General features: G+C 72.5%; 21 protein-coding genes and 1 tRNA gene. 7 read left to right on the top strand and 15 right to left on the bottom strand.

Annotated elements, in window-relative coordinates:
• Positions 1-28: 28 nt before the first annotated feature.
• The 3 genes from pth to AB3M83_RS06700 form a co-directional block, all read right to left on the bottom strand.
• Positions 29-613 carry an aminoacyl-tRNA hydrolase gene (pth, locus tag AB3M83_RS06710; RefSeq protein WP_412946251.1) on the bottom strand — a complete coding sequence of 195 codons (585 nt, stop codon included), beginning with the start codon at positions 611-613 and terminating at the stop codon, positions 29-31.
• 66 nt (positions 614-679) lie between these two features.
• Complete coding sequence (locus tag AB3M83_RS06705) at positions 680-1,315, bottom strand: 50S ribosomal protein L25/general stress protein Ctc (protein WP_412946249.1); 636 nt, start codon at positions 1,313-1,315, stop codon at positions 680-682.
• Between the two features lie 239 nt (positions 1,316-1,554).
• A complete protein-coding gene (locus AB3M83_RS06700; RefSeq protein ID WP_412947828.1) occupies positions 1,555-2,022 on the bottom strand; it encodes a gluconokinase in 468 nt (155 codons plus the stop codon).
• Positions 2,023-2,144: 122 nt separating this feature from the next.
• Here AB3M83_RS06700 and AB3M83_RS06695 point away from each other — a divergent pair, with 122 nt between their 5' ends.
• The 3 genes from AB3M83_RS06695 to AB3M83_RS06685 all read left to right on the top strand — a co-directional run bounded on the left by AB3M83_RS06695 (position 2,145) and on the right by AB3M83_RS06685 (position 4,494).
• A complete protein-coding gene (locus AB3M83_RS06695) occupies positions 2,145-2,267 on the top strand; it encodes a hypothetical protein (RefSeq protein ID WP_412946247.1) in 123 nt (40 codons plus the stop codon).
• A 170-nt stretch (positions 2,268-2,437) separates the two neighbouring features.
• Complete coding sequence (gene gndA, locus AB3M83_RS06690; protein WP_412946245.1) at positions 2,438-4,033, top strand: NADP-dependent phosphogluconate dehydrogenase; 1,596 nt, start codon at positions 2,438-2,440, stop codon at positions 4,031-4,033.
• A complete protein-coding gene (locus tag AB3M83_RS06685; RefSeq protein WP_412946243.1) occupies positions 3,988-4,494 on the top strand; it encodes a VanZ family protein in 507 nt (168 codons plus the stop codon). The genes gndA and AB3M83_RS06685 overlap by 46 nt, the downstream gene beginning before the upstream one ends.
• Before the next feature lie 18 nt (positions 4,495-4,512).
• On the opposite strand, the gene AB3M83_RS06680 is transcribed toward AB3M83_RS06685, so the two are convergent.
• Positions 4,513-5,838: an FAD-binding oxidoreductase gene (locus AB3M83_RS06680; RefSeq protein WP_412946240.1), complete on the bottom strand. Its 1,326-nt coding sequence runs from the start codon at positions 5,836-5,838 to the stop codon at positions 4,513-4,515.
• 102 nt (positions 5,839-5,940) lie between these two features.
• Here AB3M83_RS06680 and AB3M83_RS06675 point away from each other — a divergent pair, with 102 nt between their 5' ends.
• Together AB3M83_RS06675 and AB3M83_RS06670 are read left to right on the top strand one after the other, a co-directional pair.
• Entirely contained in the window at positions 5,941-6,666 is a 726-nt protein-coding gene (locus AB3M83_RS06675; protein ID WP_412946237.1) for a response regulator transcription factor, read from the top strand.
• A complete protein-coding gene (locus tag AB3M83_RS06670; protein WP_412946235.1) occupies positions 6,663-8,141 on the top strand; it encodes a sensor histidine kinase in 1,479 nt (492 codons plus the stop codon). Before AB3M83_RS06675 ends, AB3M83_RS06670 begins: the two co-directional genes overlap by 4 nt.
• A gap of 17 nt (positions 8,142-8,158) precedes the next feature.
• On the opposite strand, the gene AB3M83_RS06665 is transcribed toward AB3M83_RS06670, so the two are convergent.
• The 7 genes from AB3M83_RS06665 to AB3M83_RS06635 all read right to left on the bottom strand — a co-directional run bounded on the left by AB3M83_RS06665 (position 8,159) and on the right by AB3M83_RS06635 (position 16,378).
• Positions 8,159-9,715: an FAD-dependent oxidoreductase gene (locus AB3M83_RS06665; protein WP_412946233.1), complete on the bottom strand. Its 1,557-nt coding sequence runs from the start codon at positions 9,713-9,715 to the stop codon at positions 8,159-8,161.
• Positions 9,712-10,584, bottom strand: coding sequence for an FAD:protein FMN transferase (locus AB3M83_RS06660; RefSeq protein WP_412946231.1), 873 nt, complete (start codon positions 10,582-10,584; stop codon positions 9,712-9,714). Before AB3M83_RS06660 ends, AB3M83_RS06665 begins: the two co-directional genes overlap by 4 nt.
• Positions 10,581-11,027, bottom strand: a complete 447-nt coding sequence (locus AB3M83_RS06655) for an FMN-binding protein (RefSeq protein ID WP_412946228.1) — start codon at positions 11,025-11,027, stop codon at positions 10,581-10,583. The genes AB3M83_RS06660 and AB3M83_RS06655 overlap by 4 nt, the downstream gene beginning before the upstream one ends.
• Before the next feature lie 84 nt (positions 11,028-11,111).
• Complete coding sequence (locus tag AB3M83_RS06650) at positions 11,112-13,811, bottom strand: cation-translocating P-type ATPase (protein ID WP_412946226.1); 2,700 nt, start codon at positions 13,809-13,811, stop codon at positions 11,112-11,114.
• A gap of 12 nt (positions 13,812-13,823) precedes the next feature.
• The gene (locus AB3M83_RS06645) at positions 13,824-14,858 is read right to left on the bottom strand and encodes a ribose-phosphate diphosphokinase (RefSeq protein WP_412946224.1); all 1,035 of its coding nucleotides are present in this window, start codon (positions 14,856-14,858) and stop codon (positions 13,824-13,826) included.
• Complete coding sequence (gene glmU, locus AB3M83_RS06640) at positions 14,848-16,305, bottom strand: bifunctional UDP-N-acetylglucosamine diphosphorylase/glucosamine-1-phosphate N-acetyltransferase GlmU (RefSeq protein ID WP_412946223.1); 1,458 nt, start codon at positions 16,303-16,305, stop codon at positions 14,848-14,850. The genes AB3M83_RS06645 and glmU overlap by 11 nt, the downstream gene beginning before the upstream one ends.
• A gap of 1 nt (position 16,306) precedes the next feature.
• Positions 16,307-16,378: transfer RNA gene (locus tag AB3M83_RS06635), tRNA-Gln, on the bottom strand.
• 82 nt (positions 16,379-16,460) lie between these two features.
• Here AB3M83_RS06635 and AB3M83_RS06630 point away from each other — a divergent pair.
• Both AB3M83_RS06630 and AB3M83_RS06625 read left to right on the top strand, forming a co-directional pair.
• On the top strand, positions 16,461-16,958 hold the full coding sequence (locus tag AB3M83_RS06630; RefSeq protein WP_412946221.1) for a MarR family winged helix-turn-helix transcriptional regulator: 498 nt from the start codon (positions 16,461-16,463) through the stop codon (positions 16,956-16,958).
• 16 nt (positions 16,959-16,974) lie between these two features.
• The gene (locus AB3M83_RS06625; RefSeq protein WP_412946218.1) at positions 16,975-17,916 is read left to right on the top strand and encodes a pseudouridine synthase; all 942 of its coding nucleotides are present in this window, start codon (positions 16,975-16,977) and stop codon (positions 17,914-17,916) included.
• 39 nt (positions 17,917-17,955) lie between these two features.
• Here AB3M83_RS06625 and AB3M83_RS06620 read toward each other — a convergent pair whose 3' ends face one another.
• Genes AB3M83_RS06620 through AB3M83_RS06605 form a run of 4 tightly spaced genes read right to left on the bottom strand, consistent with a single transcriptional unit; the run spans position 17,956 to position 23,151 of the window.
• Entirely contained in the window at positions 17,956-19,761 is a 1,806-nt protein-coding gene (locus AB3M83_RS06620; RefSeq protein ID WP_412946216.1) for an ABC-F family ATP-binding cassette domain-containing protein, read from the bottom strand.
• 42 nt (positions 19,762-19,803) lie between these two features.
• Positions 19,804-21,111 (bottom strand): GNAT family N-acetyltransferase, encoded by a 1,308-nt coding sequence (locus AB3M83_RS06615; protein ID WP_412946214.1) that lies wholly within the window; start codon positions 21,109-21,111, stop codon positions 19,804-19,806.
• A gap of 43 nt (positions 21,112-21,154) precedes the next feature.
• A complete protein-coding gene (locus tag AB3M83_RS06610) occupies positions 21,155-22,078 on the bottom strand; it encodes a 4-(cytidine 5'-diphospho)-2-C-methyl-D-erythritol kinase (RefSeq protein ID WP_412946212.1) in 924 nt (307 codons plus the stop codon).
• A complete protein-coding gene (locus tag AB3M83_RS06605; protein WP_412946209.1) occupies positions 22,075-23,151 on the bottom strand; it encodes an aldo/keto reductase in 1,077 nt (358 codons plus the stop codon). The genes AB3M83_RS06610 and AB3M83_RS06605 overlap by 4 nt, the downstream gene beginning before the upstream one ends.
• Positions 23,152-23,224: the final 73 nt, after the last annotated feature.

Raw genomic sequence — 23,224 nt, 5'->3', positions numbered from 1 at the left:
CGGGCCCGGCGACACGGGATCGCCGGCGTCAGGGCCGGGGCGCGTGATGGCGCTGTTGGGCGGCGAGGAGCCCTTCGTCCACGAGGAGCTCGACGGCGTCCGCGGCATCCGACAGCAGCGACGGCAGGGTCTGCCGTTCGCCGGGGCCGAAGGCGTCGAGAACCCAGTCCGCGGGGTCCTGGCGACCGGGCGGGCGCCCGACGCCGACGCGGACCCGCGGGAAGTCCGGCGTCCCCAGCGCCTTCGCGACGTCGCGGACGCCGTTGTGGCCGCCGTGACCGCCGCCGGTCTTCAGCTTGAGCGTGTCGAACGGGATGTCGAGCTCGTCGTGGATGACGACGACGCGCTCGGGCGGCACGGAGTAGAAGCTCGCCAGGGCGGCGACCGGACCGCCCGAGACGTTCATGAAGGAGTTCGGCTTGGCGAGGACCAGCTTCGCCGCCCCGGGACGCAGCCAGGTCTCGGCGGCGCGCGCGTTCGCCTTGTGCGAGCGCAGCGTCTCGGAGCGCCGGGCGGCCAGCTCGTCGATCACCATCTGACCGACGTTGTGGCGGGTCGCCTCGTACCGGGGGCCGGGGTTCCCGAGCCCCACGATGAGCCACGTGTCGGCCATGACGGGTCCTTTCGACGACGAAGCCCGTCGCAGCGGTGCGGCGACGGGCTTCGTACGGGGAGCAGATTACTCGGCGGGTGCGGCCTCGGAGTCGGCACCGGCCTCTTCGCCCGCGGCGGCGGAGGCGGCGTCAGCGGCCTCGTCGTCGGCGGTGGGCGCGGCGGGAACCGTGATCGCGACGATCAGCGTCTCCGCGTCGACGACCAGCGACGCGCCCTGGGGCAGCGTCAGGTCGCCGGCGGTGATGTGGGCGCCCTCTTCCAGGCCCTCCACGTCGACCTCGACGTGCTGCGGGATGTGGGTCGCCTCGACCTCGAGCAGCACGGTGGTGTTCTCCTGGTTGACGATCGTGCCGGCGAACGACTCGCCCACGACGGTCACGGGCACGTCGACCTGAACCTTCTCGCCCTTGCGGACGACGAGGAGGTCGATGTGCTCGATCACCTGGCGCACGGGGTCGCGCTGGACGTCCTTGACGAGGGTCAGGTGCTGCGTGCCGTCGACATCGAGCTCGAGCAGCGCGTTGGCGCGACGGATGAGCAGCGCGGTCTGGTGACCGGGCAGCGCGACGTGGACGGGGTCCGCGCCGTGGCCGTAGATGACGGCGGGGATCTTGCCGGCGGCGCGCAGGCGGCGGGCGAAGCCCTTGCCGAACTGCTCGCGCAGCTCGGCGGTGACCTTGGTGTCGGTCTCAGTCGACATGGCTGTTCTCCTTGCGGGCTCGAGGGCCCAGATCTGGTGGTGGGCCTCACGGCCCAGATGTGTGGTCTGTGGTTCGACTCGAACGCATGCGCGTGAGGAAAGCCGTGAAGCCTGCATCACCGCGTCGATCACGGGCGCGCAAGCACGTCCCTCGCCGAAGTTCCCCCCGAGTCTACCAGGGCGGCCGGCGCCTCACGTACGGCTGCGACGAGCGCGACGTGGCCTCGGGATCGACCCGGTCAGCCGGCGCGGAGGGCGGCGACGGCCTGCGCCACGACGTCCTCCAGGTGGTCGTGGCCGTCCACCTGGACCCCGTGCTCGTCGTCGTCGAGGTGCTCGAGGGTGCTCAGCTGCGACGCGAGCAGCGCCGGCGGCATGAAGTGCGCGCGAGTCGTCATCCGCCGGTGGAGTTCCTCCTCATCGACGACCAGCTCGACGAACCGCACGTCGGGGGCCGCCGCGCGGATCCGGTCCCGGTAGCTGCGGCGCAGCGCCGAGCAGGCGACGACGATCCCGTCCGCGGCGGCCAGCTCCGCCCCGACGACGTCGAGCCACGGTTCCCGGTCGGCATCGGTGAGCGGGATGCCCGCCGCCATCTTCTCGATGTTCGCCGCCGGATGCAGGTCGTCCGCATCCACGAACGTCGCCTGCAGGCGGGTGGCGACACCTGCCCCCGCCACGGACTTGCCGGACCCGCTCGGCCCCATCACGACGACCCTCACGCGGCGCCTCCCCTGTTCATCCCGCGCCACGATACCGTTCGGGCCGACGCCGGACCGGCCCGCACCGGCCGATACGATGGCAGTCCACCCTTATCGACGGAGGAACGATGGACAACGGATGGATGTCGCACGCACTGCTGTGGTTCGTGGGCGCACTCACGGCGGCGACGACACTGCTGACCGTGGGCGCGTTCTACAGCATGGGCCGCTCGAACCAGTACAACGACTGAGCAGAGCCACCCGGCGGGTACGGAGCCCTCGACGCGCACGCGGTCGGGGGCTCCGTCATGTCCGGCACCGCCGCGATGGCCGCCCACTACGATGGGGCTCGTGGACGGATCCTCGATCGTCCCCGACCTTCTCACCCACGCTCACACCTCACGCAGACCTGGAGCTACGCATGGCGTCGACCCCCTCACCCACCGGCCCCTCGACCGATCAGGACCAGGCGCCGGACGAGGCCACTCAGCAGCACGAGGGTGCGCCGCAGCCGGAGGAGGTCGACCGTCCGACCACGCCGGCCGCTGAGTCCGAGGGCGTGGGCTCCGGCAGCGGTCCCGCGAACATCGGCGTCGTCGGCCTCGCGGTGATGGGCTCGAACCTGGCGCGCAACCTCGCCTCCCGTGAGGGCAACACGGTGGCCGTCTTCAACCGCTCGCGCTCCAAGACCGACGAGCTCGTCGAGACCCACCCCGAGGCGGAGTTCGTGCCCGCCTTCTCCTACGAGGAGTTCGCCGCCTCGCTGCAGCAGCCGCGCACCGCGATCATCATGGTCAAGGCCGGCCGCGCCACCGACGCGGTGATCGACGAGCTGATGCGCGTCTTCGAGCCCGGCGACATCATCATCGACGGCGGGAACAGCCTGTTCACCGACACCATCCGCCGCGAGAAGTCGGTCCGCGAAGCCGGTTTCAATTTCGTCGGCATGGGCGTGTCCGGCGGCGAGGAGGGCGCCCTCAACGGGCCGTCGCTCATGCCCGGCGGCCCCGACGAGGCGTGGGTCACGCTCGGCCCGATCCTCCGCTCGATCGCGGCGGTCGCCGAGGGCGAGCCGTGCGTCACGCACGTCGGCCACGACGGCGCGGGCCACTTCGTCAAGATGGTGCACAACGGCATCGAGTACGCCGACATGCAGCTCATCGCCGAGGCGTACGACCTCATCCGCCGCGGCACCGGCAAGACGCCCGCCGAGATCGCCGACATCTTCGCCGAGTGGAACTCCGGCGAGCTCGAGTCCTACCTGATCGAGATCACCGCCGAGGTCCTCCGCCAGACGGATGCCACCACGGGCCGGCCGCTCATCGACGTCATCGTCGACGAGGCGGGCGCCAAGGGCACCGGAGCCTGGACCGTGCAGACCGCCCTCGACCTGGGCGTCCCCGTCTCGGGCATCGCCGAGGCCACCTTCGCCCGGTCGCTGTCGTCCCACCGTGAGCAGCGTGACGTGTCGGGTGCGCTGCCCGGCCCGTCCTCCGAGGACTTCACGGTCGAGGACACCGACGCGTTCATCGAGCAGGTCCGCCTCGCGCTCTACGCGTCGAAGATCGTCGCGTACTCGCAGGGCTTCGACGAGATCCGCGCGGGCGCCGCGCAGTACGACTGGAACATCGACCTCGGCGCGGTGAGCAAGATCTGGCGCGGCGGCTGCATCATCCGCGCCCAGTTCCTCAACCGGATCGCCGACGCGTACGACGCCGAGTCCGACCTCCCGGTCCTGCTCACCGCGCCGTACTTCGTCGAGGCGCTCGGCCGCACGCAGGACGCCTGGCGCTCGATCGTCCAGGTCGCGGCGGCCGCCGGCATCCCCGCACCCGCCTTCAGCTCGTCGCTCGCGTACTACGACGGCCTCCGCGCGGACCGTCTCCCCGCGGCCCTCATCCAGGGTCAGCGCGACTTCTTCGGCGCCCACACCTACAAGCGCATCGACAAGGACGGCACCTTCCACACGGTGTGGTCCGGAGATCGCAGCGAGGTCTCGGCAGAGGACACGCACTGACCCGCACCGACGCGGCGCTGCGGGTCCACCGCGCGGCGGCGCGGGTCGTGCTCGCGGGGCTGTCGGGGCTGTACCTGTGGGCGGTGGCGTGGATCACGCTCCGCGCGCAGCCCTACGGGTCCGACATCGCCGGGGTGCTCGACCGGGTGCTCGCGTGGTTCGCAGAGCGCGAGTCGACGCGGTGGATCACCTTCACCGTGGTCGAGTTCTCGGCGAACGTCGCGATGTTCGTCCCGCTCGGCCTGTTCGCGGTGCTGTGGTTCGGCGTCCGTGGCTGGTGGACGGCTCCCCTGCTCGGACTCGCGCTGAGCCTCGCGATCGAGGCGCTGCAGGCGACGCTCCTCGACACCCGCATCTCGGATGTGCGCGACATCGTCGCCAACACGGGCGGCGCGGTCGTCGGCATGCTGCTCATGCTGCTCCTCGCCTTCCTGCTCTCGCCGGCGCCGCCGCGGCGCTGACGGAGCCCCGCACGCCCGTCAGCGGGGTGCGAGATTGTGGTTCCGCGCGAACACGTTGCCCGGGTCCCATTCCCCCTTGAGCGCCGTCAGCCGCGCGAGGGTGGCGGGCGGGAACATGCGAGGCACCCAGGAGGGTTCCATCGACGTGGTGAAGTTGCCGTAGACACCGGCTCCGAGCCCCTCGATGACCGCCCAGTCGCGGACCGCCGCGCCGCGTCCGGCGTCGTCGAGCAGCCCGGGGATGTCGAAGGCCCCGGCCATCGCGAACCACGTCGCATCGCGGGCGGCGAACGCCGTGGCATCCGCCGGCACCTCGCCGAACGCGCCGCCCAGTGACCGCAGGAAGAGCACCGAGGCGGGATTCCCGGCGCGGAATGCGACGAGCGCCGCGATCGCCTCGTCGGTCAGCTCGCGGAGCATCGTGTTGCCGCCGACGAAGCCGGGCATCGGCTGATCGGGGTCCGCGGCCGGCATCTCGAGCAGGATCTCCGGATACGAGCGGATGCCGATCTCGACGTCGCCGACCGCCCCAGAGGCGAGGACCGGGCCGAGCGCGGCGCGCGCGGCCGTCACATCGTCACCGATCCAGCAGGCCGTGATCGTCGCGCCGGCCGGAGCGCTGGGGTCCATCGCCGGCACATCCATGTAGGTCGCCGTCAGCTCGCGGGGCGCGCGGTCCATCGTGTCGCGCAGCACGCGGAGCGCCTCGGCCGGATCCCCCGTGACGGTGAGCGTCGCGAAGACGACCGCGGGCAGCGGGGAGGCGCGGAAGTCGAAGCGCGTCACCACGCCGAAGTTGCCGCCGCCGCCGCGGAGCGCCCAGAGGAGCCCCGGGTCCGTGGCATCCGTCGCCTCGACGACGTCGCCCGCCGCCGTCACCAGCTGCACGCCGACGAGCTGATCGGCGGCGAGGCCCCACGCGCGGACCATCCATCCGATCCCGCCGCCGAGCGTGAGCCCGCCCACGCCGACGGAGGCGGTGTCCCCCGAGCTGAGACCGAGTCCGTGCCCGGCGAGCGTGCGAGCGACGTCGCCCCACCGGGCACCGCCGCCCACCCGGACGGTCGTCCCGTCGACGACGATCCCGGCGAGGCCGGCGAGGTCGATCGTCAGGCCGCCGTCGAGGGCTCCCCAGGGTCCGTGTCCCCCGCTGCGCACCAGCACCGGCAGCGAGAGGGCGGCGGCATGGCGCACAGCGGCACGGACGTCGTCGACCGTGCGCGCCCGGACGACGACCGCCGGCGTCCCGATGCCGGAGTGGAAGCGCCGTGCGGCATCCCACTCCTCGTCGGCCGGGGTGACCACGACGCCCGGCGCAGCCGAGGCGAGTTCCTCCAACGTCATGACGCACACCGTACCGAGCGCCCACGACATGCGACAGAGGGCCGGCGCGCGCGCCCGGGCCACCTCATAGGAAACACAAAGGCCGACGAGCACAATGGAAGGATGACCGCTCCCGCCCCCGCCCTCGCCCGCCCCGACGGTTCCCCCCTGCGCGTCCTCGTGGTGGACGACGAGCAGATGCTCACCGACCTGCTGTCGATGGCTCTGCGCATGGAGGGCTGGGAGGTGCGGACCGCGTCCTCGGGCTTCGACGCCCTGGCCGCGGCACGCGAGTTCAGCCCGGACGCCATGGTCCTCGACATCATGATGCCCGACCTCGACGGCATGGCGGTGCTGCAGCGGCTCCGCCAGAGCGGCGACGACGTGCCGGTCCTGTTCCTCACCGCCAAGGACTCCGTCGCCGACCGTGTCGCCGGGCTCACGGCGGGTGGGGACGACTACGTCACGAAGCCGTTCAGCCTCGAGGAGGTCGTGGCCCGTCTCCGGGGCCTGATGCGCCGCTCCGGCGCCTCGGCCGGCGCCGCCGACCCGATCCTCCGGGTGGGCGACCTCACCCTCAACGAGGACTCCCACGAGGTGGTCCGGGGCGCCGACGAGATCGAGCTCACCGCGACCGAGTTCGAACTGCTGCGCTACCTCATGCGCAATCAGCGGCGCGTGCTGTCGAAGGCCCAGATTTTGGACCGCGTCTGGAACTACGACTTCGGCGGTCGCTCGAGCGTCGTCGAGCTGTACATCTCCTACCTCCGCAAGAAGATCGACGCCGGCAAGGAGCCGCTCATCCACACCGTCCGCGGCGTCGGCTACATGATCAAAGCGCCGCAGTGAACCGCCTGTCCGCCCTGTTCGCACGCCGGTGGAGCCTGCAGGCCCGGCTCATCGTCGCGGTCATCTCCTTCGTGTCGGTCATCCTCATCGCGGTGGGGCTCGCGACCGGGGCGATCCTCGGCACCATCGTGCGCGACAACCTCGACACGCAGGTGCGGACGGCTCAGCAGAACGTCCACTGGTCGGCGGGGCAGAGCGCCGAGCAGATCCTGCAGGGCGGCCGGCAGGAGCCGGGCACGCTGCTCATCGTCAACAACCTGGCGGGACTCTCCGGCGCGTACGTGACCTCCGACGGCGCCGTCTCGGCGATGCGGGACGATCAGGTGGACCTCTCCGACCGGCTGCCCGCGCAGGGCTGGTGGACCGCCACCTTCCGCGGGCTCGGGGAGTATCGCGTCCTCGTCGCCAGCGACCCGAGCGGGGTGTTCTCGATCGTCGGGATGCCGACCTCCGAGATGACCGACATCACGGCGCGCGTCGTCACGACCGTCGCCCTGCTGACCTCCGGCGGCATGCTGGTGCTGGCGGCCGTCATCTCGCTCATCATCCGCAGCAGTCTCGCTCCGCTGCGCTCGGTCGCCGACACGGCCGCCCGGGTGGCGTCCGTCCCGATGTCCGAGGGCGCCGTGACCATCTCCGAGCGGGTCCCCGCCGAGGACACCGACGATCACACCGAGATCGGCCGGGTCGGCAGCGCCCTGAACACGCTGCTCGACCACGTCGACTCGTCGCTGTCCGCGCGCCAGCGCAACGAGGAGCGGATGCGGGCGTTCGTGGCGGATGCCAGCCACGAGCTGCGGACGCCGCTCGCGTCGATCCGCGGCTACTCGGAGCTCTCGCTGCGCGGCATCCGTCAGCAGGAGGCGGCGGGCGGGGACGTGTCCCCGATCGTGGCGGAGACGACCCGCGAGTCGCTCGAGCGGATCCAGGCGCAGTCGCTGCGGATGACGGCCCTCGTCGAGGACCTGCTGCTGCTCGCCCGGCTCGATGAGGGCACCGAGCTGGTGTACGGCGCCGTGGATCTCACCCGGCTCGCCGTCGAAGCGGTGTCGGATGCGCGTGCCGCGGGTCCCGACCACGACTGGGTGCTGGAGGTCGCGCACGAGCCGGTCGTGGTAGCCGGCGACGCGTCGCGCCTGCACCAGGTCGCGGCGAACCTCCTCGCGAACGCGCGGGTGCACACACCGACGGGGACGACCGTGACCACGTCGGTCGTCGTCGACGACAGCGCCGCCGTCCTCCGCGTCACCGACGACGGTCCCGGGATCGATCCCGCCGTCGCCGGCGGGCTGTTCGAGCGGTTCGCCCGTGCGGACTCGTCCCGGGCACGGCAGACCGGCGGCACCGGACTGGGTCTGTCGATCGCGAAGGCCATCGTCGACGCGCACGGCGGCACGATCACCGTGACATCCGTCCCGGGATCGACGACGTTCGAGGTCCGCCTGCCCGCGCGGCCGGACTCGCCCGCCGCCTGATCGCCGCGCAGCGCCGCTCAGTACCCGCTGAAGGCGTCCGTCGTGATCGCGCGCGCCCGCTCCAGTGCGGGCGCGAGGCTCGCGATGAGCGCCGGCGGACCCGACACGTAGGCGTGCCGTGCCGCGATGTCGGGGACGAGTCGCAGCAGCCCCTCGGCGTCGAGCCGGCTGCCTCCCGCCCAGCGCCACCCCTCCGGAAGGTCGGCGGGCTCATCGCGGGTGACGACGACGACGGGGATGCCCGCCGCGGTGAGATCCTCACGGAAGGCGAGCTCGTCCGAGCCCGAGGCGACATAGACGAACACGACGTCGCGACCCTCGTCGGCGAGCCGCATGTGCCGCAGCTGCGAGACGAACGGCGTCACCCCGATGCCCGCCGCGACCATCAGCACGGGCGTGGACGTCTTCCGGGGCAGCACGAAGTCCCCCCAGATGCCGGTGATCGCGAGCTCGTCGCCCGGCGCCGCCTGCGCGAGCGCCTTCTTGTAGCTGGACTGCGAGCCCTCCCGCATCGCGATCTTCACGATGGGCAGCTCGGCGGGGGACGACAGGATGCTGAACTCCCGCCGGGTGCCGCGGGCATCGGGGTGCGGGTGCGGCACCTCGAGCTCGAGGTACTGCCCCGGCGCGAAACGCACCGGCCGCTCGGCGCGGAAGCTGAGCTCCCGGACCGACGGGGTGAGGGACGTGCGGTCCACGATCGTGAGCCGCACCGCCGTGCGCATCGCGAAGAGGAAGGCGACCAGGTTGCCGATCAGCAGCGCGCGCTCCTGGCCGAGGGTCATCTCCCCCAGCGGGATCGGCCAGCCGACCAGCACGCCGACGACCACCGCCACGATCGCCTGCTGCCGGCGCCGGGGCGGCAGCGTGAGCGGCTCGGACAGCATGAAGGCACCGAGGAACAGGATCGGCGAGGAGAACGCGACCTGCGACAGCGTGAGCCCCAGGTCGATGCCGAGCCCCGCCTGCTGCGCCTGGAGGACGCTGCGCACGGTCCCGACGACGACGGCGACCACGACGAACAGGCCGACGACGCGGATCTTCTCGGTCCGCAGCAGCACGATCGCGCCGAGGACCAGGACCGGGCCGGCGAGCAGCGGGGAGCCGACCCACCACCACGACGACCCGAGCGCCGGGAAGGCGATGCTCAAGGCGGTGAGCGCGGCCGCTCCGACGGCGGCCGGGTTGAAGATGTGCCGGCCCTGCCACGCGAGCAGGTACTTCGATGCGGATGCCAGCACTCCCGCCACCGCGATGCCGAGGAGCGCGACCGGGTCGGTGGTCGGCCGCAGGACGAACAGCAGGATCGCGGCCGTGATCAGCGCCGACTCGATCCGCCAGGCCCGGTGCAGCAGGAGCCGGTGCGCGAGGACGTCGACGGCGGCGATGGCGACGACCAGCACGGCCGAGGTCGCGAGGATCTCTAGCGGACCGGCCGCGAGCTGACCGGTGAAGGAGAGGAGGAACGCGATGATCGTGAGGGTCCCGAGCGCGAGCAGCACCATGCGGTACATGGAGACCCGGCCGAGGAGCGCGAACATCCGGTTCCAGGCCGCGGTGAACATCGAGATCACGTGAAGAGCTCCGCTTCGCTAGTCGGGGACCATTCGACGGCGCCGTCCGTGCGCATGCGCACCCAGGCGACGTGCCATTGCGCCGCGAGGCGGGGGCCGCCTTCGAAGAACAGCGCCGTGGCGACGGCATCTGCCATCATCGCATCCGGTGCGACCGCCCAGGTCGCCGCGTAGCGACGCACCGGCTCGCCGGTGCGGGCGTCGAGCACATGATGCAGGCCGTCGCCCCAGGCCCGCCGGTTCGTCGCCGACGCGCAGAGCGCCGCATCCGTCACCGCCCACACCCCGATCGCACGAGCCGAGTCGTACGGATGCTCGAGGGCGATGCGCTGCGTCGTGCCGGACACGGCCACGTCGCCGCCGGCGTCGACGACCGCTCCGCCCCCGCCGCCGGCCCTCACTTCGGCGAGCACCAGGTCGACGAGGCGGCCCTTGCCGAGTGCGCCGACGTCGATCGTGTGCGGATGCCGCACCGCGAGCAGCCCGTCGTCCCAGCGGACCTCGTCGCGCCACGCGGCGGGCGCCGGCGCGGCGCCGCCGTCGACGAACGAGTAGCCGGCGTCGTAGCCGCGGCGGGCGAGCGCGTCGCCGACGAGCGGGTTGACCGCACCGCCGGTCGCGTCGGACACCGCGGCGTAGGCGTCGAGCAGGACGGCGGCGTCGGGCGGCGCCGGGACGACCCCGCCGTCCTGCGCGAGCGCGGAGACGAGCGAGTCGGAGCGGAACCGCGACCAGTCGCGGTCGAACCGGTCGATGACGGCGCCCACCCCGGCCCGGGTGCGGGCGTCGAGCGGCTGCGCGGTGTCGATGCGCCAGGTGGTCCCGATGGCCTCGAACCGCCAGAGCCCGGACCCCGGCGACGCGCTCACTCGGCGGCGTCGGCGCGGATCTTGTCGAGGGCCTGGGTGAACCCGCCGCTGGTCAGCGACGACCCGGCGACGCGGTCGACCGAGATCTCGTCCAGCTTCTTGCCCACGACCTCGTCGGAGATGCCGCCGATGAACTGCCCCTGGTACTGCTCGCTCTCGGCGCGGGTCGGGTCGCCGGTCACCTCGACGGCGGTGACCACGTCGTCGGCGAGCGTCAGCGTCACGCTGATCGTCTCCACGGATTCGGGCGTCTGGTAGGACCCCTCCGCGGTGTACTCCCCGTCGGCGTACGGTCCAGTCGCGTCGCCCGCCGGAGCGTCGCCGGCGGACGGGGCGTCGCCGGTGCCGCCCTGGCTCGCACAGCCGGCGAGGAGCGCGAGGCCGGCGACGGATGCCGCTGCGGCGCTGACGCGGAGGGGACGTGCTGCGGTGGTCCGGATCATGGGCGTCTCCCTGAGGTCGTACGGCGCGGAGCGAAGCGGTCCTCCCACGCTAACGTCGCGGGTCCGCCGGGACCCTGCTCTTCCCTATGCGTTCGCATTGAGTGTCACGCGCCGCAGGCCGAGCTTGAGCGCCTCCACGGCCGCGAAGATGAGAACTCCGGCGGCGAGGGCCAGGCCCCAATGCTCCGCGGCGAGGGGACGCGAGTCGGACAGGGCGTTCAGCAGGGGGACGTACGTGTACAGCAGCTGCAGCGCGAGGAGCGCCGCCGCCGACCACCACACCACCCGGTTCCCCCGGAGCACCGCGGGAGTGAGGCTTGAGCGGGTGAGGAAGCGGCAGTTCAGCAGGAACCCGAGCTGGCCGAACGCGAGCACCGTCACCGCGACGGTGCGGGCGACGTCCAGGTCGGCACCTGTCTGCCGCACCCACCCGAACGCCGCGAGCGTCACCCCGCCGATGAGGAGCGAGACGGCGAGGACGAATCCGAGCTCGCGCCGCGAGATGATCGACCCGCCGGCGGCTCGGGGCGGCCGCGTCATGATCCCGGGCTCCGCGGGCTCGTAGGCGAGCGCGAGCGACAGGGTGATCGCGGTCACCATGTTCACCCAGAGCACCTGCACCGGTGACAGCGGCAGGGTGAACCCGAAGACGACGGCCGCGAGGACGACGAGCGACTGCGCGCCGTTGGTGGGCAGCAGGAAGACCACCGACTTGCGCAGGTTGTCGTAGATGCGGCGGCCCTCCCGCACCGCGCTGCGGATGGTGGCGAAGTTGTCGTCGGCCAGGACGATCTCGGCGGCCTCCTTCGTCGCCTCGGTGCCCTTGATCCCCATCGCGATGCCCACGTCGGCGCGCGTCAGGGCGGGTGCGTCGTTGACGCCGTCGCCCGTCATCGCGACGACCTCGCGATGGGACTGCAGCGCCCGGACGATGCGGATCTTGTGCTCCGGGCTGGTGCGCGCGTAGACGTCGACGTCGCGCACGACGCGGGCGAGCGCGTCCTGGCTCAGGTCCTCGAGCTCGGGGCCGGTGATGACCCGGCTGCGCTCGGGGGTGACGAGTCCCATCTCGCGGCCGATCGCGACCGCGGTGCCGGCGTGATCGCCGGTGATCATCTTCACCCGGATGCCGGCGGCGTGGCAGTCGGCGATCGCCTCGACGGCCTCGGGCCGGGGCGGGTCGACGATCCCCCAGAGGCCGAGGAACTCCAGGTCGACGAGGTCGTCGGCGCTCACGTCCTCCGCCCGTGTGGGCTTGCGGGCCGCGGCGAGGACCCGGAGGCCTTCCGCGCTCAGCTCGTCGACGGCGCGCTCCCACGAGGCGCGGTCCAGGGGTTCGGCGCCGGCCGCCCCGCGCTGCGTCAGCGAACGCTGCAGGATGCGGTCGGGGGCACCCTTGACCAGGATCGCGCGCGCACCGTCGGGCGCCTCGTGGAGCGTCGCCATGAACTTGTGGGCCGAGTCGAAGGGGACGACGCCGCGGCGCACCATGCCCTCCGACGAGGCGCCGCCCTTGCGCGCGACGACTTTCAGCGCTCCTTCGGTCGGCTCGCCGACGAGACCCCATCCGCCGTCCGTCTCGACGAGGTGCGCGTCGTTGCACAGCGTCGAGACGGCCAGCAGGGCGGAGAGGTCGGGTCCCGAGGCGGCACGGCCGCCCGCATCGACGATCCGGCCGTCGGGGTCGTACCCGAGACCGATGACGTCGTACCGGCCGACGGGAGTGACGAGGCGCCGTACCGTCATCTCGTTCTTGGTGAGGGTGCCGGTCTTGTCGGAGCAGATGGTCGTGACCGACCCGAGCGTCTCCACGGCGGGCAGCTTGCGCGTGATGGCGTGCCGCCGCGCCATCTGCTGCACGCCGATCGCGAGGGTGATGGTGACCAGCGCCGGCAGCCCCTCGGGGATCGCGGCCACGGCGAACCCGATCGCGGCCGAGATGAGCTCGTCGAACGGCAGCCCGTGCAGGTAGCGCCCGATGAGGAGCATGACCGCTGCGAGCCCCAGGATGACGACCGTCAGCACCTTGCCGAACGAGTCCAGCTGCGCGGCGAGCGGTGTGCGGAGCGTCCCGGCGTCCTGCACGAGCTCCTGGATGCGGCCGATCTCCGTGCCCGCGCCCGTCGCGGTCACGATGCCCCGCCCCTGACCGGCGGCCACGATGGTCCCCGAGAACGCCATCGAGCGCCGGTCGCCGACCCCGGCATCGGGGTCGACGGCATCCGTCTGCTTGGATGCCGGCACCGACTCCCCCGTCAGTGCGGCCTCGTCGATCCGCAGCTGCACGGCCTGGGACAGCCGCAGATCGGCCGGCACCCGGTCGCCGGGGGCGATCCGCACGACGTCGCCCGGGACGAGGTCGGCGGCGGGGATCGTCGCCCAGCGGCCGTCCCGGCGGACGCTCGCCTCGCGGGAGAGCATGCCGCGGATGCCGGCGAGGGCCTTCTCGGCACGCCCCTCCTGCACGAAGCCGATCACCGCGTTGATGATCGCAACGGCGACGATGACCCAGAACTCGAGCCAGTCGCCCATGACCGCCTTGATGGCGGCCGAGCCGAGGAGGATGTAGATCAGGATGTCGTTGAAGTGCGACAGGAACCGTCGCCACGCCGGGGTGCGCGGCGCGGTCGGCAGCTCGTTGGCGCCGACCTCCGCGAGCCGGCGCGCGGCGTCCGCCCCGGCGAGGCCCGCCTCGCTCGACTGCAGCAGCTCGGCCACCTCGGCGACGGACCGCCCGTGCGGGCGGTCGACGCTCGATCCGGTGTCAGGCTGCGGCGACGCCATGAGGGGTGCCGATCAGGCGGCGCCGTCGAACATGCTCGTGACGGAACCGTCCTCGAAGACCTCCTGGATCGCCCGTGCCAGCAGCGGCGCGATCGGGAGGATGGTGAGAGCCGGGAACCGCTGGTCCTCCGCGAGCGGGATCGTGTCGGTGACGACGACCTCGTCGATCGCGGCGTCCTGCAGCCGCTCGGCGGCCGGGTGGCTGAAGACGGCATGGGTGGCGGCGACGATGACGCGCTCGGCGCCGTTCGCCTTGAGCGCCTGCGCCGCCTTCACGATCGTCCCGCCGGTGTCGATCATGTCGTCGACGAGGAGGCAAACGCGGCCCTCGACCTGGCCCACGATCTCGTTGACGGTGACCTGGTTCGCGACCTTCGGGTCGCGGCGCTTGTGGATGATCGCGAGTGGTGCGCCGAGGCTGTCGGACCAGCTGTCGGCGACGCGGACCCGGCCCATGTCGGGCGAGACGATCGTCAGCTTCTCCCGGTCGGCCTGGGAGAGGGTGCTCTCGAAGTGCTCGAGCAGCACCGGCTTCGCGAACAGGTGGTCGACCGGGCCGTCGAAGAAGCCCTGGATCTGCGCCGCGTGCAGGTCGACGCTCATGATGCGGTCGGCGCCGGCCGTGCCGAGGAGGTCCGCGATGAGTCGGGCGCTGATCGGCTCGCGGCCCCGGCCCTTCTTGTCCTGCCGCGAGTACGGGAAGTACGGCAGCACGACCGTGATGCGCTTCGCCGACGCGCGCTTGAGCGCGTCGAGCGTCAGCAGCAGCTCCATGATCGACTTGTTGACCATGTCGGCGAAGGACTGGATGACGAAGACGTCGCAGCCGCGGACCGACACCTCCGGGCGGACGTAGATCTCGCCGGACGCGAAGACCCGATGCTCGGTGGGGGCCAGCTGCGTGCCGATCGAGGCGCACACCGCCTTCGCCAGGTCGGGGTGCGTCGTCCCGGACACGACGACCAGCCGCTTGCGCGTCTTCAGCTCGAGGCTCGGGGCGATGGCCTGGTCACGGTCGAGATCGACCGTCTTCTTCTTACGCGCCATGTTCGGTGTTCTCCGCGGAGCGGGCACGGGTGGCAGCCTCGGCTGCCGCCGTCCCCTGTCGGTTCGTGTCGACCCACCCATCGATGTTCCGCTGGGGGGCGACGCTCAGAGCCAGCGCGCCGGGGGGCACATCCTTGCGGATGACGGCGCCGGCACCGGTCTTGGCGCCAGCCCCAATCCTAACCGGCGCGACGAAGACGTTGTGCGAGCCGGAGTGCACCTCGTCGCCGATCTCGGTGCGGTGCTTGGCCAGGTCGTCGTAGTTGGCCGTGATCGCGCCGGCGCCGAGGTTCACGCCGCGACCGATGGTCGTGTCGCCGATGTACGACAGGTGCGGCACCTTGCTCGCCTCGCCGATCGTGGCGTTCTTCGTCTCGACGAACGTGCCGATCTTGCCGCGGACGCCGAGGTTCGTGCCGGGACGGAGGTAGGCGAACGGGCCGACCGTCGCCCCCTCGCCGATGACGGCGAGGGTCGCGTCGGTGCGGGTGACCGTCGCACCGGCGCCGACCTCGCAGTCCACGAGGCTCGTGTCGGGCCCGACGGTGGCGCCCTCGGCGACGAAGGTGGCGCGCAGGATGTGCGTGTTCGGGAGGACCGTGACATCCGGCGACAGCGTCGCGGTCACGTCGATCCAGGTCGTCGCCGGGTCCTGCACACTCACCCCGGCGAGCTGCCAGCGACGCACCGTCCGGGCGTTGAGGATGCGGGCCGCCTCGGCGAGCTGCACCCGGTCGTTGACGCCCAGGACGAGCTCGACCCGGGCGACGACGGATGCCGCGACCGGCAGCGCCTCCTCGCGCAGCAGCGCCACGACGTCGGTGAGGTACTTCTCCCCCTGCGCATTCGCCGTGCCGACGCGCTCGAGCTGCCGACGCAGCTCGGCCGCGCGAAAGACGTAGACCCCCGCGTTGATCTCGCGCACGGACGCCTCCTCGGCGGTGGCGTCCTTCTGCTCGACGATGCGGGCGACGGTGCCGTCGGCGGCGCGGATGACGCGGCCGTAGCCGGTGGGGTCGTCGACCTGGGCGCTCAGCAGGGTCGCGGCGGACCGGGCGGCGCGGTGCTCTCGGACGAGGGCGGTCAGCGCGTCGGCGTCGAGCAGCGGGACATCGCCGCTCAGCACGAGGACGTCGCCGGTGAAGCCCGGCAGCGAGGCGAGGGCCACCTCGACGGCGCGACCGGTGCCCGGGATCTCGTCCTGGTCGACGACGACCACCTCGGGCGCGACGCCCAGGACCGCATCGGCGACCTGGTCCCGCTCGTGCCGCACCACCACGACGACGCGGGCGGGCCCCAGGTCGCGGGCGGTGTCGAGGACGTGCCCGACGAGGGGGCGACCGCCGATGCGGTGCAGCACCTTCGGAAGCGACGACTTCATGCGCGTCCCCTGGCCCGCGGCGAGGATGACGACGGCGAGCTCGGTGTCGAGCGTGTTCTCGGTCATGCTCCGCCGCCAGGACTCGAACCTGAACCTCACAGCTCCAAAGGCTGTCGTGCTGCCATTACACCACGGCGGAACGCGGTCCCCCGGGGGTCCCGGAGCCGCCCGACAAGTCTGCCACGCCTGCGCCCGGCGTCCCGGCCCGCGATAATGGTCGGATGGCGCCCGAACACGACGAGGTCGACCGGATCGTGAGCGCGTGGATCGCGCAGCGGCCCGACCTCGACTTCTCCCCCCTCGAGGTGCTCTCGCGCGTCGACCGGCTGTCGCGGCACCTCGACCGCGCCCGCCGCGAGGCGTTCCGCCGCAGTGAGCTCGAGCCGTGGGAGTGGGATGTGCTCTCGGCGCTGCGCCGCGCGGGTGAGCCCTACACGCTGAGCCCGAAGCAGCTGCTGCAGCAGACCCTCGTCTCGAGCGGCACCATGACCAACCGGATCGACCGTCTCGTGGAGCGTCGGCTGGTCGGCCGGGCCGCCGACCCCGGCGACGGTCGGGGCGTGCTCGTCACGCTGACCGAGGAGGGCCGCAACCGCGTGGATGCCGCCATCACGCGCCTGGTCGACGCCGAGGCGGAGCTGCTCGGGCTGCTCTCGCGCTCGGACCGGGAGCGACTCGCGGGCCTCCTGCGCAAGCTCAGTCTCGGCTTCGACGTCTGAGCGGCGGCCCCGACCGATGGCGATGCGTTCCCCTCTGCCCGTCCGTGACGGCGTCGGCCCGACACGGCTGCGCGTACCCCGGACCGGCCCGTGGGAGACCGTCGCGGACTATGTCGTCGGCCGCTTCGCGCACATCGACCCGGCGATCCTCCGCGCCCGCTTCGAGCGGGGCGAGGTCGTCGACATCGACGGCACCGGCCTGACCCTGGCGACTCCGCTCGGCGCCGCGGACTTCATCTGGTACTACCGGGAGCCGCCCGTCGAGGCCGACATCCCCGGGACGGAGCGGATCCTGCACCAGGACGCCGATCTCGTCGTCATCGACAAGCCGCACTTCCTCCCGACGACGCCCGGCGGCGGCTTCCTCGTCAACTCGGCTCTCGTGCGACTGCGGCGCCGCCTCGACAACCCCGACCTCACCCCGATCCACCGGCTCGACCGCGCGACGGCGGGGGTGCTCATGTTCTCCGCCCGCCCCGCGACGCGCGGCGCGTACCAGAGCCTGTTCGCCGCCCGCACCGTCGAGAAGGTCTACGAGGCGGTGTCCGCCGCGCCCGCGGGGCGGATGCCGGAGCTCCCCGCCGTCGTGCGGAGCCACCTCACCTCCACCCGGGGCAGCCTGCGGGCCGTCGAGGACCGGGAGCGGGAGCCGAACTCCGAAACGGTGGTCGAGCTGCTCGGGACCGGTCCGAGCGCCGGCGCCCACGCGGGCCTGCCGGTCGTGCACACGCTCCTGCGGCCGCGGACCGGTCGGATGCACCAGCTGCGGGCGCACCTCGCCTCGATCGGTCTCGGCATCCTGAACGACCGCTTCTACCCCGTGCTCGAGGACGAGTCGCCCGACGATCCGGCGCGGCCCCTCCAGCTGCTGGCCCGGGAGCTCCGGTTCACGGATCCGGTGTCGGGCGCGCCGCGCTGCTTCCGGACGACGCTCACGCTGCAGGAACGGCCGGGCTGAGGAAGACGCCGGGCGGAGGGGACGCGCCGGGCGGCCGCGTCAGGCGAGCCGCTCCCCCAGCTCGAACCACTGCTCCTCGGCGTCCGCCACCTCCGTCTGCATGGCACCGATCTTCTGCATCCGCTCGCCGAGGCCGACGTAGTCGGACTGGTCGTGGTCGGCGAGCGCGGCGCGGGCGGCGTCGATCTGCTTCGTGAGCTTCTCGATCCGCCGCTCGAGGGCGGTCAGCTCCTTCTCCGCCGCCCGACGCTCGGCGCCCGACAGCTCCGACGACGCGGCGGCGGGCGCGGCAGCCGACCCCGCCGCACCGGCGGCGCCGGTCGCCTCCGGCTGGGCCGCCCGCAGCCGCAGGTACTCGTCGACGCCGCCGGGGAGGTGACGGAGGGACCCGCCCATCACGGCGTACTGCTGATCGGTGACGCGCTCCATGAAGTAGCGGTCGTGCGACACGACGATGAGGGTGCCCGCCCAGGCGTCGAGGAGATCCTCGATCGCGGCGAGCATGTCGGTGTCGAGGTCGTTGGTGGGCTCGTCGAGGATCAGGACGTTCGGCTGGTCCAGCAGGATCAGCAGGAGCTGCAGCCGGCGCTTCTGGCCGCCGGAGAGGTGCTTCACGGGCGTCGAGAGCTGCGCGGACGAGAACCCCATGCGCTCGAGCAGCTGCCCGGGCGTGAGCTCCTGCGCCTTCGAGCCGGCGCCGAACGTGTACGTCGTGCGCAGCTGCGACACCACGACGCGCACCGGATCCTCGAGGTGCGGGTCGAGCTCGTCCATGCGCTGGCTGAGGGTGGCGACCTTCACGGTCTTGCCCTGCTTGACGCGTCCGCTCGTGGGCTGGACGGCGCCGGAGACGAGCCCGAGGAGCGTCGACTTGCCGGCGCCGTTGACGCCGAGGATGCCGGTGCGCTCGCCGGGCGCGATCCGCCACTCCACGCCGCGCAGGATCTCGCGGCCGTCGTAGGCCACCCCGGCGTCGAGCAGGTCGACGACGTCCTTGCCGAGGCGAGCGACCGCGAGCGACTGGAGCGACACCCGGTCGCGGATCTCGGGGACGTCGGCGATCAGGTCGTTGGCGGCGTCGATGCGGAACTTCGGCTTGCTCGTGCGCGCGGGAGCGCCGCGGCGGAGCCAGGCGAGCTCCTTGCGGGCCAGGTTCTGCCGGCGCGCCTCGATGGAGGCCGCCTGCCGGTCGCGCTCGACGCGCTGCAGGATGTACGCCGCGTAGCCGCCCTCGAACGGGTCGACGATGCGGTCGTGGACCTCCCACGTGGCGGTGCACACCTCGTCGAGGAACCACCGGTCGTGCGTGACCACCATCAGCGCGCCCGAGGTGGCCGACCAGCGGCGCTTCAGGTGCGCGGCGAGCCACGCGATGCCCTCCACGTCGAGGTGGTTGGTGGGCTCGTCGAGCGCGAGCACGTCCCAGTCCCCGACGAGCAGCTTCGCCAGCGCGACGCGGCGGCGCTGGCCGCCCGAGAGCGATCCGATCGCGGCATCCCAGTCGAGATCGCCGAGGAGCCCCGCCAGGACGTCGCGGACGCGCGCGTCTCCGGCCCACTCGTGCTCGGGGCCGTCGCCGACGACCGCGCGGCCGACCGTGAGGTCGTCGTCGAGCACGTCGCTCTGCTCGAGGACGCCGATCGTGACGCCGCCGCGGACGGTGACCCGGCCGGAGTCCGGCTCGCGCCGGCCGGCGAGCATCGCCATGAGGCTCGACTTGCCGTCGCCGTTGCGGCCGACGATGCCGATGCGGTCGCCTTCGTCGACGCCGAGCGAGACGCCCTCGAAGACGACCTTGGTCGGGTATTCCAGGTGCAGGGCCTCAGCCCCGAGAAGATGTGCCATCGCTCCCAGGCTACGCGGCGGCGCCCGTGCGTTCGCCCGGCGTCAGTACCAGAAGCTCAGCCGCGGGGTCGCCGTCGAGGCGAACAGCCGGGTGAGGCGGGCCGGGTCGTCGGTCTCGAGCCGGCCGGCGCGCGCGAGCGTCGCCGGGGACACCCCGCCCACGAGGATCGCCGACAGCTCGGCGATGCCGAGGCGGACGACCGGCAGCCCGACCGGCGGTTCGTCCACGGCGTCCACGCCGGGCTCGCCGCCCGCCGAGAGCACGAACACGCCGTCCGCGATGCCGAGCGCGTCGGCGACCTCGAAGACGATCGTGTCGTCGACGTCGTACCGCCGCGACGACAGCGCGGCGGGGACGTCGAGCACACGGACGTACTGGTGGTCCCGGACCGTGATCGTGGCGGCACGCTGATCGGCGATCATCCACCACAGCGGCTCGTCCACCGACAGCTCGCTCGCCGTCAGGGTGCCGATGAGATCCATCGACAGGAGGAACCGCCACAGCCCCGCGTAGGCGGCATCCGTCGCGGCGAGCAGATAGACGACGGTCGCCGACGAGGCGGCGTAGTCGTCGTCGTTCTCGGCGACGCGGTAGAGGGCGAGGCCGTCGACCTCCCCGTCCGGCGAGCGATACTGCACGACGCGCAGCTCCTCCGCCTTCTCGGCATCGGCGCGGGTCCGGAACATGCGCTCCCAGTGCCCGCCCGGCATGTCGATCTCGCCGGGGACCTCGCGGCGGACGCGCTCGTGCAGGGCCGGGGCGGCCGCGCACCCCGCCTCGCGGGTGAGGAAGTCGATGCGGCCCGGCGCCTCGGGCCCGATCCAGCGCGCGCGGCGGACGTCGATCTCCCAGGTCGCGGCGGCCGCGGCGGGCGCGAAGCCGAACCGGCCGTAGATGCCGGCCTCGCTCGCCGTCAGGACCGCCACCGGGAAGCCCAGCGATGCCGCCGTCCGCAGCTCGCCCGTCATGAGCCGGCGGAGCACTCCGCGACGCCGGTGGGTCGGCGCGACGGTGACGGAGCTGATCGCGCACGCGGGGACGACTCCGCCGGGGAGGGTGAGCTCGGCGCCCCACGACGCGAACGTCGCCACCGGCACGTCGGGGACCGGCGCACCCGGATCCGTGACGGCGATCTTCCGGCGGTAGGCGGTGTGATCGAAGAACGCCTGCCGCTGCGTGTCGTTGCGCTCCCCGTCCAGGAAGCCCCGGGAGACCGCGTCCAGCCAGCGGTCGGTGCTCTCACGGTCGCCGTCCTCGACGCGGGTGACGGCGAGGCCCTGCGCCTCGACCGCCTGGCGGAGTGCATCGTCCAGAGGCGCCGTGCGGAAGGTTTCGGTCAGATCGCTCATCCCCCCAGGCTAGAGCGGACCCCCGACGGCGCGTCAACCGCGCTCAGACGAGGTGCGCCCCCGCCACGGGACCCGAGACGGAGCGCGCGTCGTGGCCGGCGGCCAGGAGGCGGCCCGCCAGCTCCCGGCCGTGTGCCGCACCGGCCGTCAGGAACGCCACGGTGGGTCCCGAGCCCGAGACGAGGCCGCCGAGCGCGCCCTCCCGCCTGCCGAGGTCGAGCAGATCGGCGAGTCCCGGTCGCAGCGTCTGCGCCGCCAGCTGCAGGTCGTTGCGGATCGCGGCCCCCAGCTCGTCGGGGTCGCCCGAGCGCAGGGCCCGGAGCACCGCAGGCTCGACGGCCGGAACCGCGCGGACCGGTGAGATGTCCGCCTGCGCGCGCAGCCGGTCGAGCTCGCCGTAGACGGCCGGCGTCGAGAGGCCGTCGCCGCTGCCGACGATTACCCAGTCGAACCGCCCGCGGGTGAGCGCCGGTGCGAGCTCATCGCCGCGCCCGGTTCCCACGGCGGTCCCGCCGTGGAGCGCGAACGGCACGTCCGCGCCGAGTCCGGCGGCCAGCTCGTGCAGCCGGGTCGCGCCGAGGTTCGCCCGGATGAGCTCGTCGACGGCGACGAGCGCGGCCGCGGCATCCGCCGAGCCTCCGCCCATCCCGCCCGCGACGGGAACGCCCTTGTGGATCTCGAGACGGATGCCGCCCGTCCAGCCCGCCTCGTCCGCCACGAGCCGCGCCGCGCGCATGGCGAGGTTCCGCTCGTCGAGCGGCACTCCCGACACGTCGACATCGCCGCTGACGCTGATCGAGAACTCGTCGGCGTGGGCGGCCCAGACGTCCTCGAACAGCGACACGGCCTGATAGACCGAGGCGACGTCGTGGTAGCCGTCGTCACCGGCGGCGCCGACCTCGAAGTAGAGGTTCAGCTTGCCGGGGGCGCGCACGTGGACGCGCCGGCTGTGCGGGTCGACGCTCACGCGCTCGCCGACTCCGCCCAGAGGTCGACGTCGATCCCGCCGGCGAGCGCGTCGATCCGGGCCAGCTCGTCGGCATCGAGGGGCGCACTGCCGAGGGCCGCGAGGTTCTGGTCCAGCTGCGCCGTGCTCGACGCGCCGATGAGGGCGGAGCTCACGACCTCGTCGCGCAGCACCCACTGGATCGCGAGCTGCGCCAGCGACTGCCCGCGCGCGGCGGCGATGTCGTTCAGTCCGCGGAGCGTCTGCAGCGCCGTGTCGCTGAGACGGCCGCCCGGCAGCGACGAGCGCTGCTGCGACCGGTCGGCCGTGCCGTCGCCCAGGTACTTGTCGGTGAGCAGGCCCTGCGCGAGCGGCGTGAACGCGATCGCGCCCATCCCGGCGGAGCGCAGGGTGTCGGTGAGGCCGTCCTCGACCCAGCGGTTGAGGATCGAGTACGCCGGCTGATGGATGATCAGCGGGGTGCCCAGCTCCCGGGCGACGGCGACGGCCTGCTCGGTGCGCTCCGCGCTGTAGGAGGACACGCCGACGTACAGGGCCTTGCCCTGGCGCACCAGCGTGTCGAGCGCGCCGACCGTCTCCTCGATGGGGGTGAGCGTGTCCGCGCGGTGGGAGTAGAAGATGTCGACGTAGTCGAGCCCCATCCGCTGCAGCGACTGCTCGGCGCTCGCGATCAGGTACTTGCGCGATCCCTGGTTGCCGTACGGCCCCGGCCACATGTCGTAGCCCGCCTTCGACGAGACGATGATCTCGTCGCGGTAGGGGCGGAAGTCCTCCCGCATCATGCGGCCGAAGTTCGTCTCCGCCGACCCGAACGGCGGGCCGTAGTTGTTCGCGAGGTCGAAGTGCGTGATCCCCCGGTCGAAAGCGTGTCGCAGCACGGTACGCTGAGAGTCGAACGGGATGTTGTCGCCGAAGTTCCACCACAGCCCCAGCGAGATCGCGGGGAGGAACAGGCCGCTCGCACCGACCTGGCGGAACGAGCCGCCGTCGTAACGATCGGATGCCGCCTGGTACGGACGGTGGGTGTCGCCGTTGCGGGACACAGGGAAACGCTCGGCGTAGTGGGTGGTCATCCCCCCAGGCTAGCGAGCGCGGCGACCGAAACGTCTCCGAAACGAACCCGGCCTATGCTGGCCCACCCGAACG

It is taken from the genome of Microbacterium pasadenense (genome assembly GCF_047246565.1).
In the GTDB taxonomy this organism is placed as follows: domain Bacteria; phylum Actinomycetota; class Actinomycetes; order Actinomycetales; family Microbacteriaceae; genus Microbacterium.
This window is presented reverse-complemented; position numbering and strand designations above follow the sequence as displayed.

Excerpts from the sequence above, each read along its gene's own strand:
- pth (WP_412946251.1), bottom strand. The coding sequence starts at position 613 with ATGGCCGACACGTGGCTCATCGTGGGGCTCGGGAACCCCGGCCCCCGG.
- AB3M83_RS06620 (WP_412946216.1), bottom strand. The coding sequence starts at position 19,761 with ATGGCACATCTTCTCGGGGCTGAGGCCCTGCACCTGGAATACCCGACC.
- AB3M83_RS06695 (WP_412946247.1), top strand. The coding sequence starts at position 2,145 with ATGGACAACGGATGGATGTCGCACGCACTGCTGTGGTTCGTGGGCGCA.
- AB3M83_RS06680 (WP_412946240.1), bottom strand. The coding sequence starts at position 5,838 with ATGACGTTGGAGGAACTCGCCTCGGCTGCGCCGGGCGTCGTGGTCACC.
- AB3M83_RS06655 (WP_412946228.1), bottom strand. The coding sequence starts at position 11,027 with ATGATCCGGACCACCGCAGCACGTCCCCTCCGCGTCAGCGCCGCAGCG.
- glmU (WP_412946223.1), bottom strand. The coding sequence starts at position 16,305 with ATGACCGAGAACACGCTCGACACCGAGCTCGCCGTCGTCATCCTCGCC.
- gndA (WP_412946245.1), top strand. The coding sequence starts at position 2,438 with ATGGCGTCGACCCCCTCACCCACCGGCCCCTCGACCGATCAGGACCAG.
- AB3M83_RS06650 (WP_412946226.1), bottom strand. The coding sequence starts at position 13,811 with ATGGCGTCGCCGCAGCCTGACACCGGATCGAGCGTCGACCGCCCGCAC.
- AB3M83_RS06605 (WP_412946209.1), bottom strand. The coding sequence starts at position 23,151 with ATGACCACCCACTACGCCGAGCGTTTCCCTGTGTCCCGCAACGGCGAC.
- AB3M83_RS06630 (WP_412946221.1), top strand. The coding sequence starts at position 16,461 with ATGGCGCCCGAACACGACGAGGTCGACCGGATCGTGAGCGCGTGGATC.
- AB3M83_RS06645 (WP_412946224.1), bottom strand. The coding sequence starts at position 14,858 with ATGGCGCGTAAGAAGAAGACGGTCGATCTCGACCGTGACCAGGCCATC.
- AB3M83_RS06625 (WP_412946218.1), top strand. The coding sequence starts at position 16,975 with ATGGCGATGCGTTCCCCTCTGCCCGTCCGTGACGGCGTCGGCCCGACA.
- AB3M83_RS06700 (WP_412947828.1), bottom strand. The coding sequence starts at position 2,022 with ATGGGGCCGAGCGGGTCCGGCAAGTCCGTGGCGGGGGCAGGTGTCGCC.
- AB3M83_RS06675 (WP_412946237.1), top strand. The coding sequence starts at position 5,941 with ATGACCGCTCCCGCCCCCGCCCTCGCCCGCCCCGACGGTTCCCCCCTG.
- AB3M83_RS06615 (WP_412946214.1), bottom strand. The coding sequence starts at position 21,111 with ATGAGCGATCTGACCGAAACCTTCCGCACGGCGCCTCTGGACGATGCA.
- AB3M83_RS06705 (WP_412946249.1), bottom strand. The coding sequence starts at position 1,315 with ATGTCGACTGAGACCGACACCAAGGTCACCGCCGAGCTGCGCGAGCAG.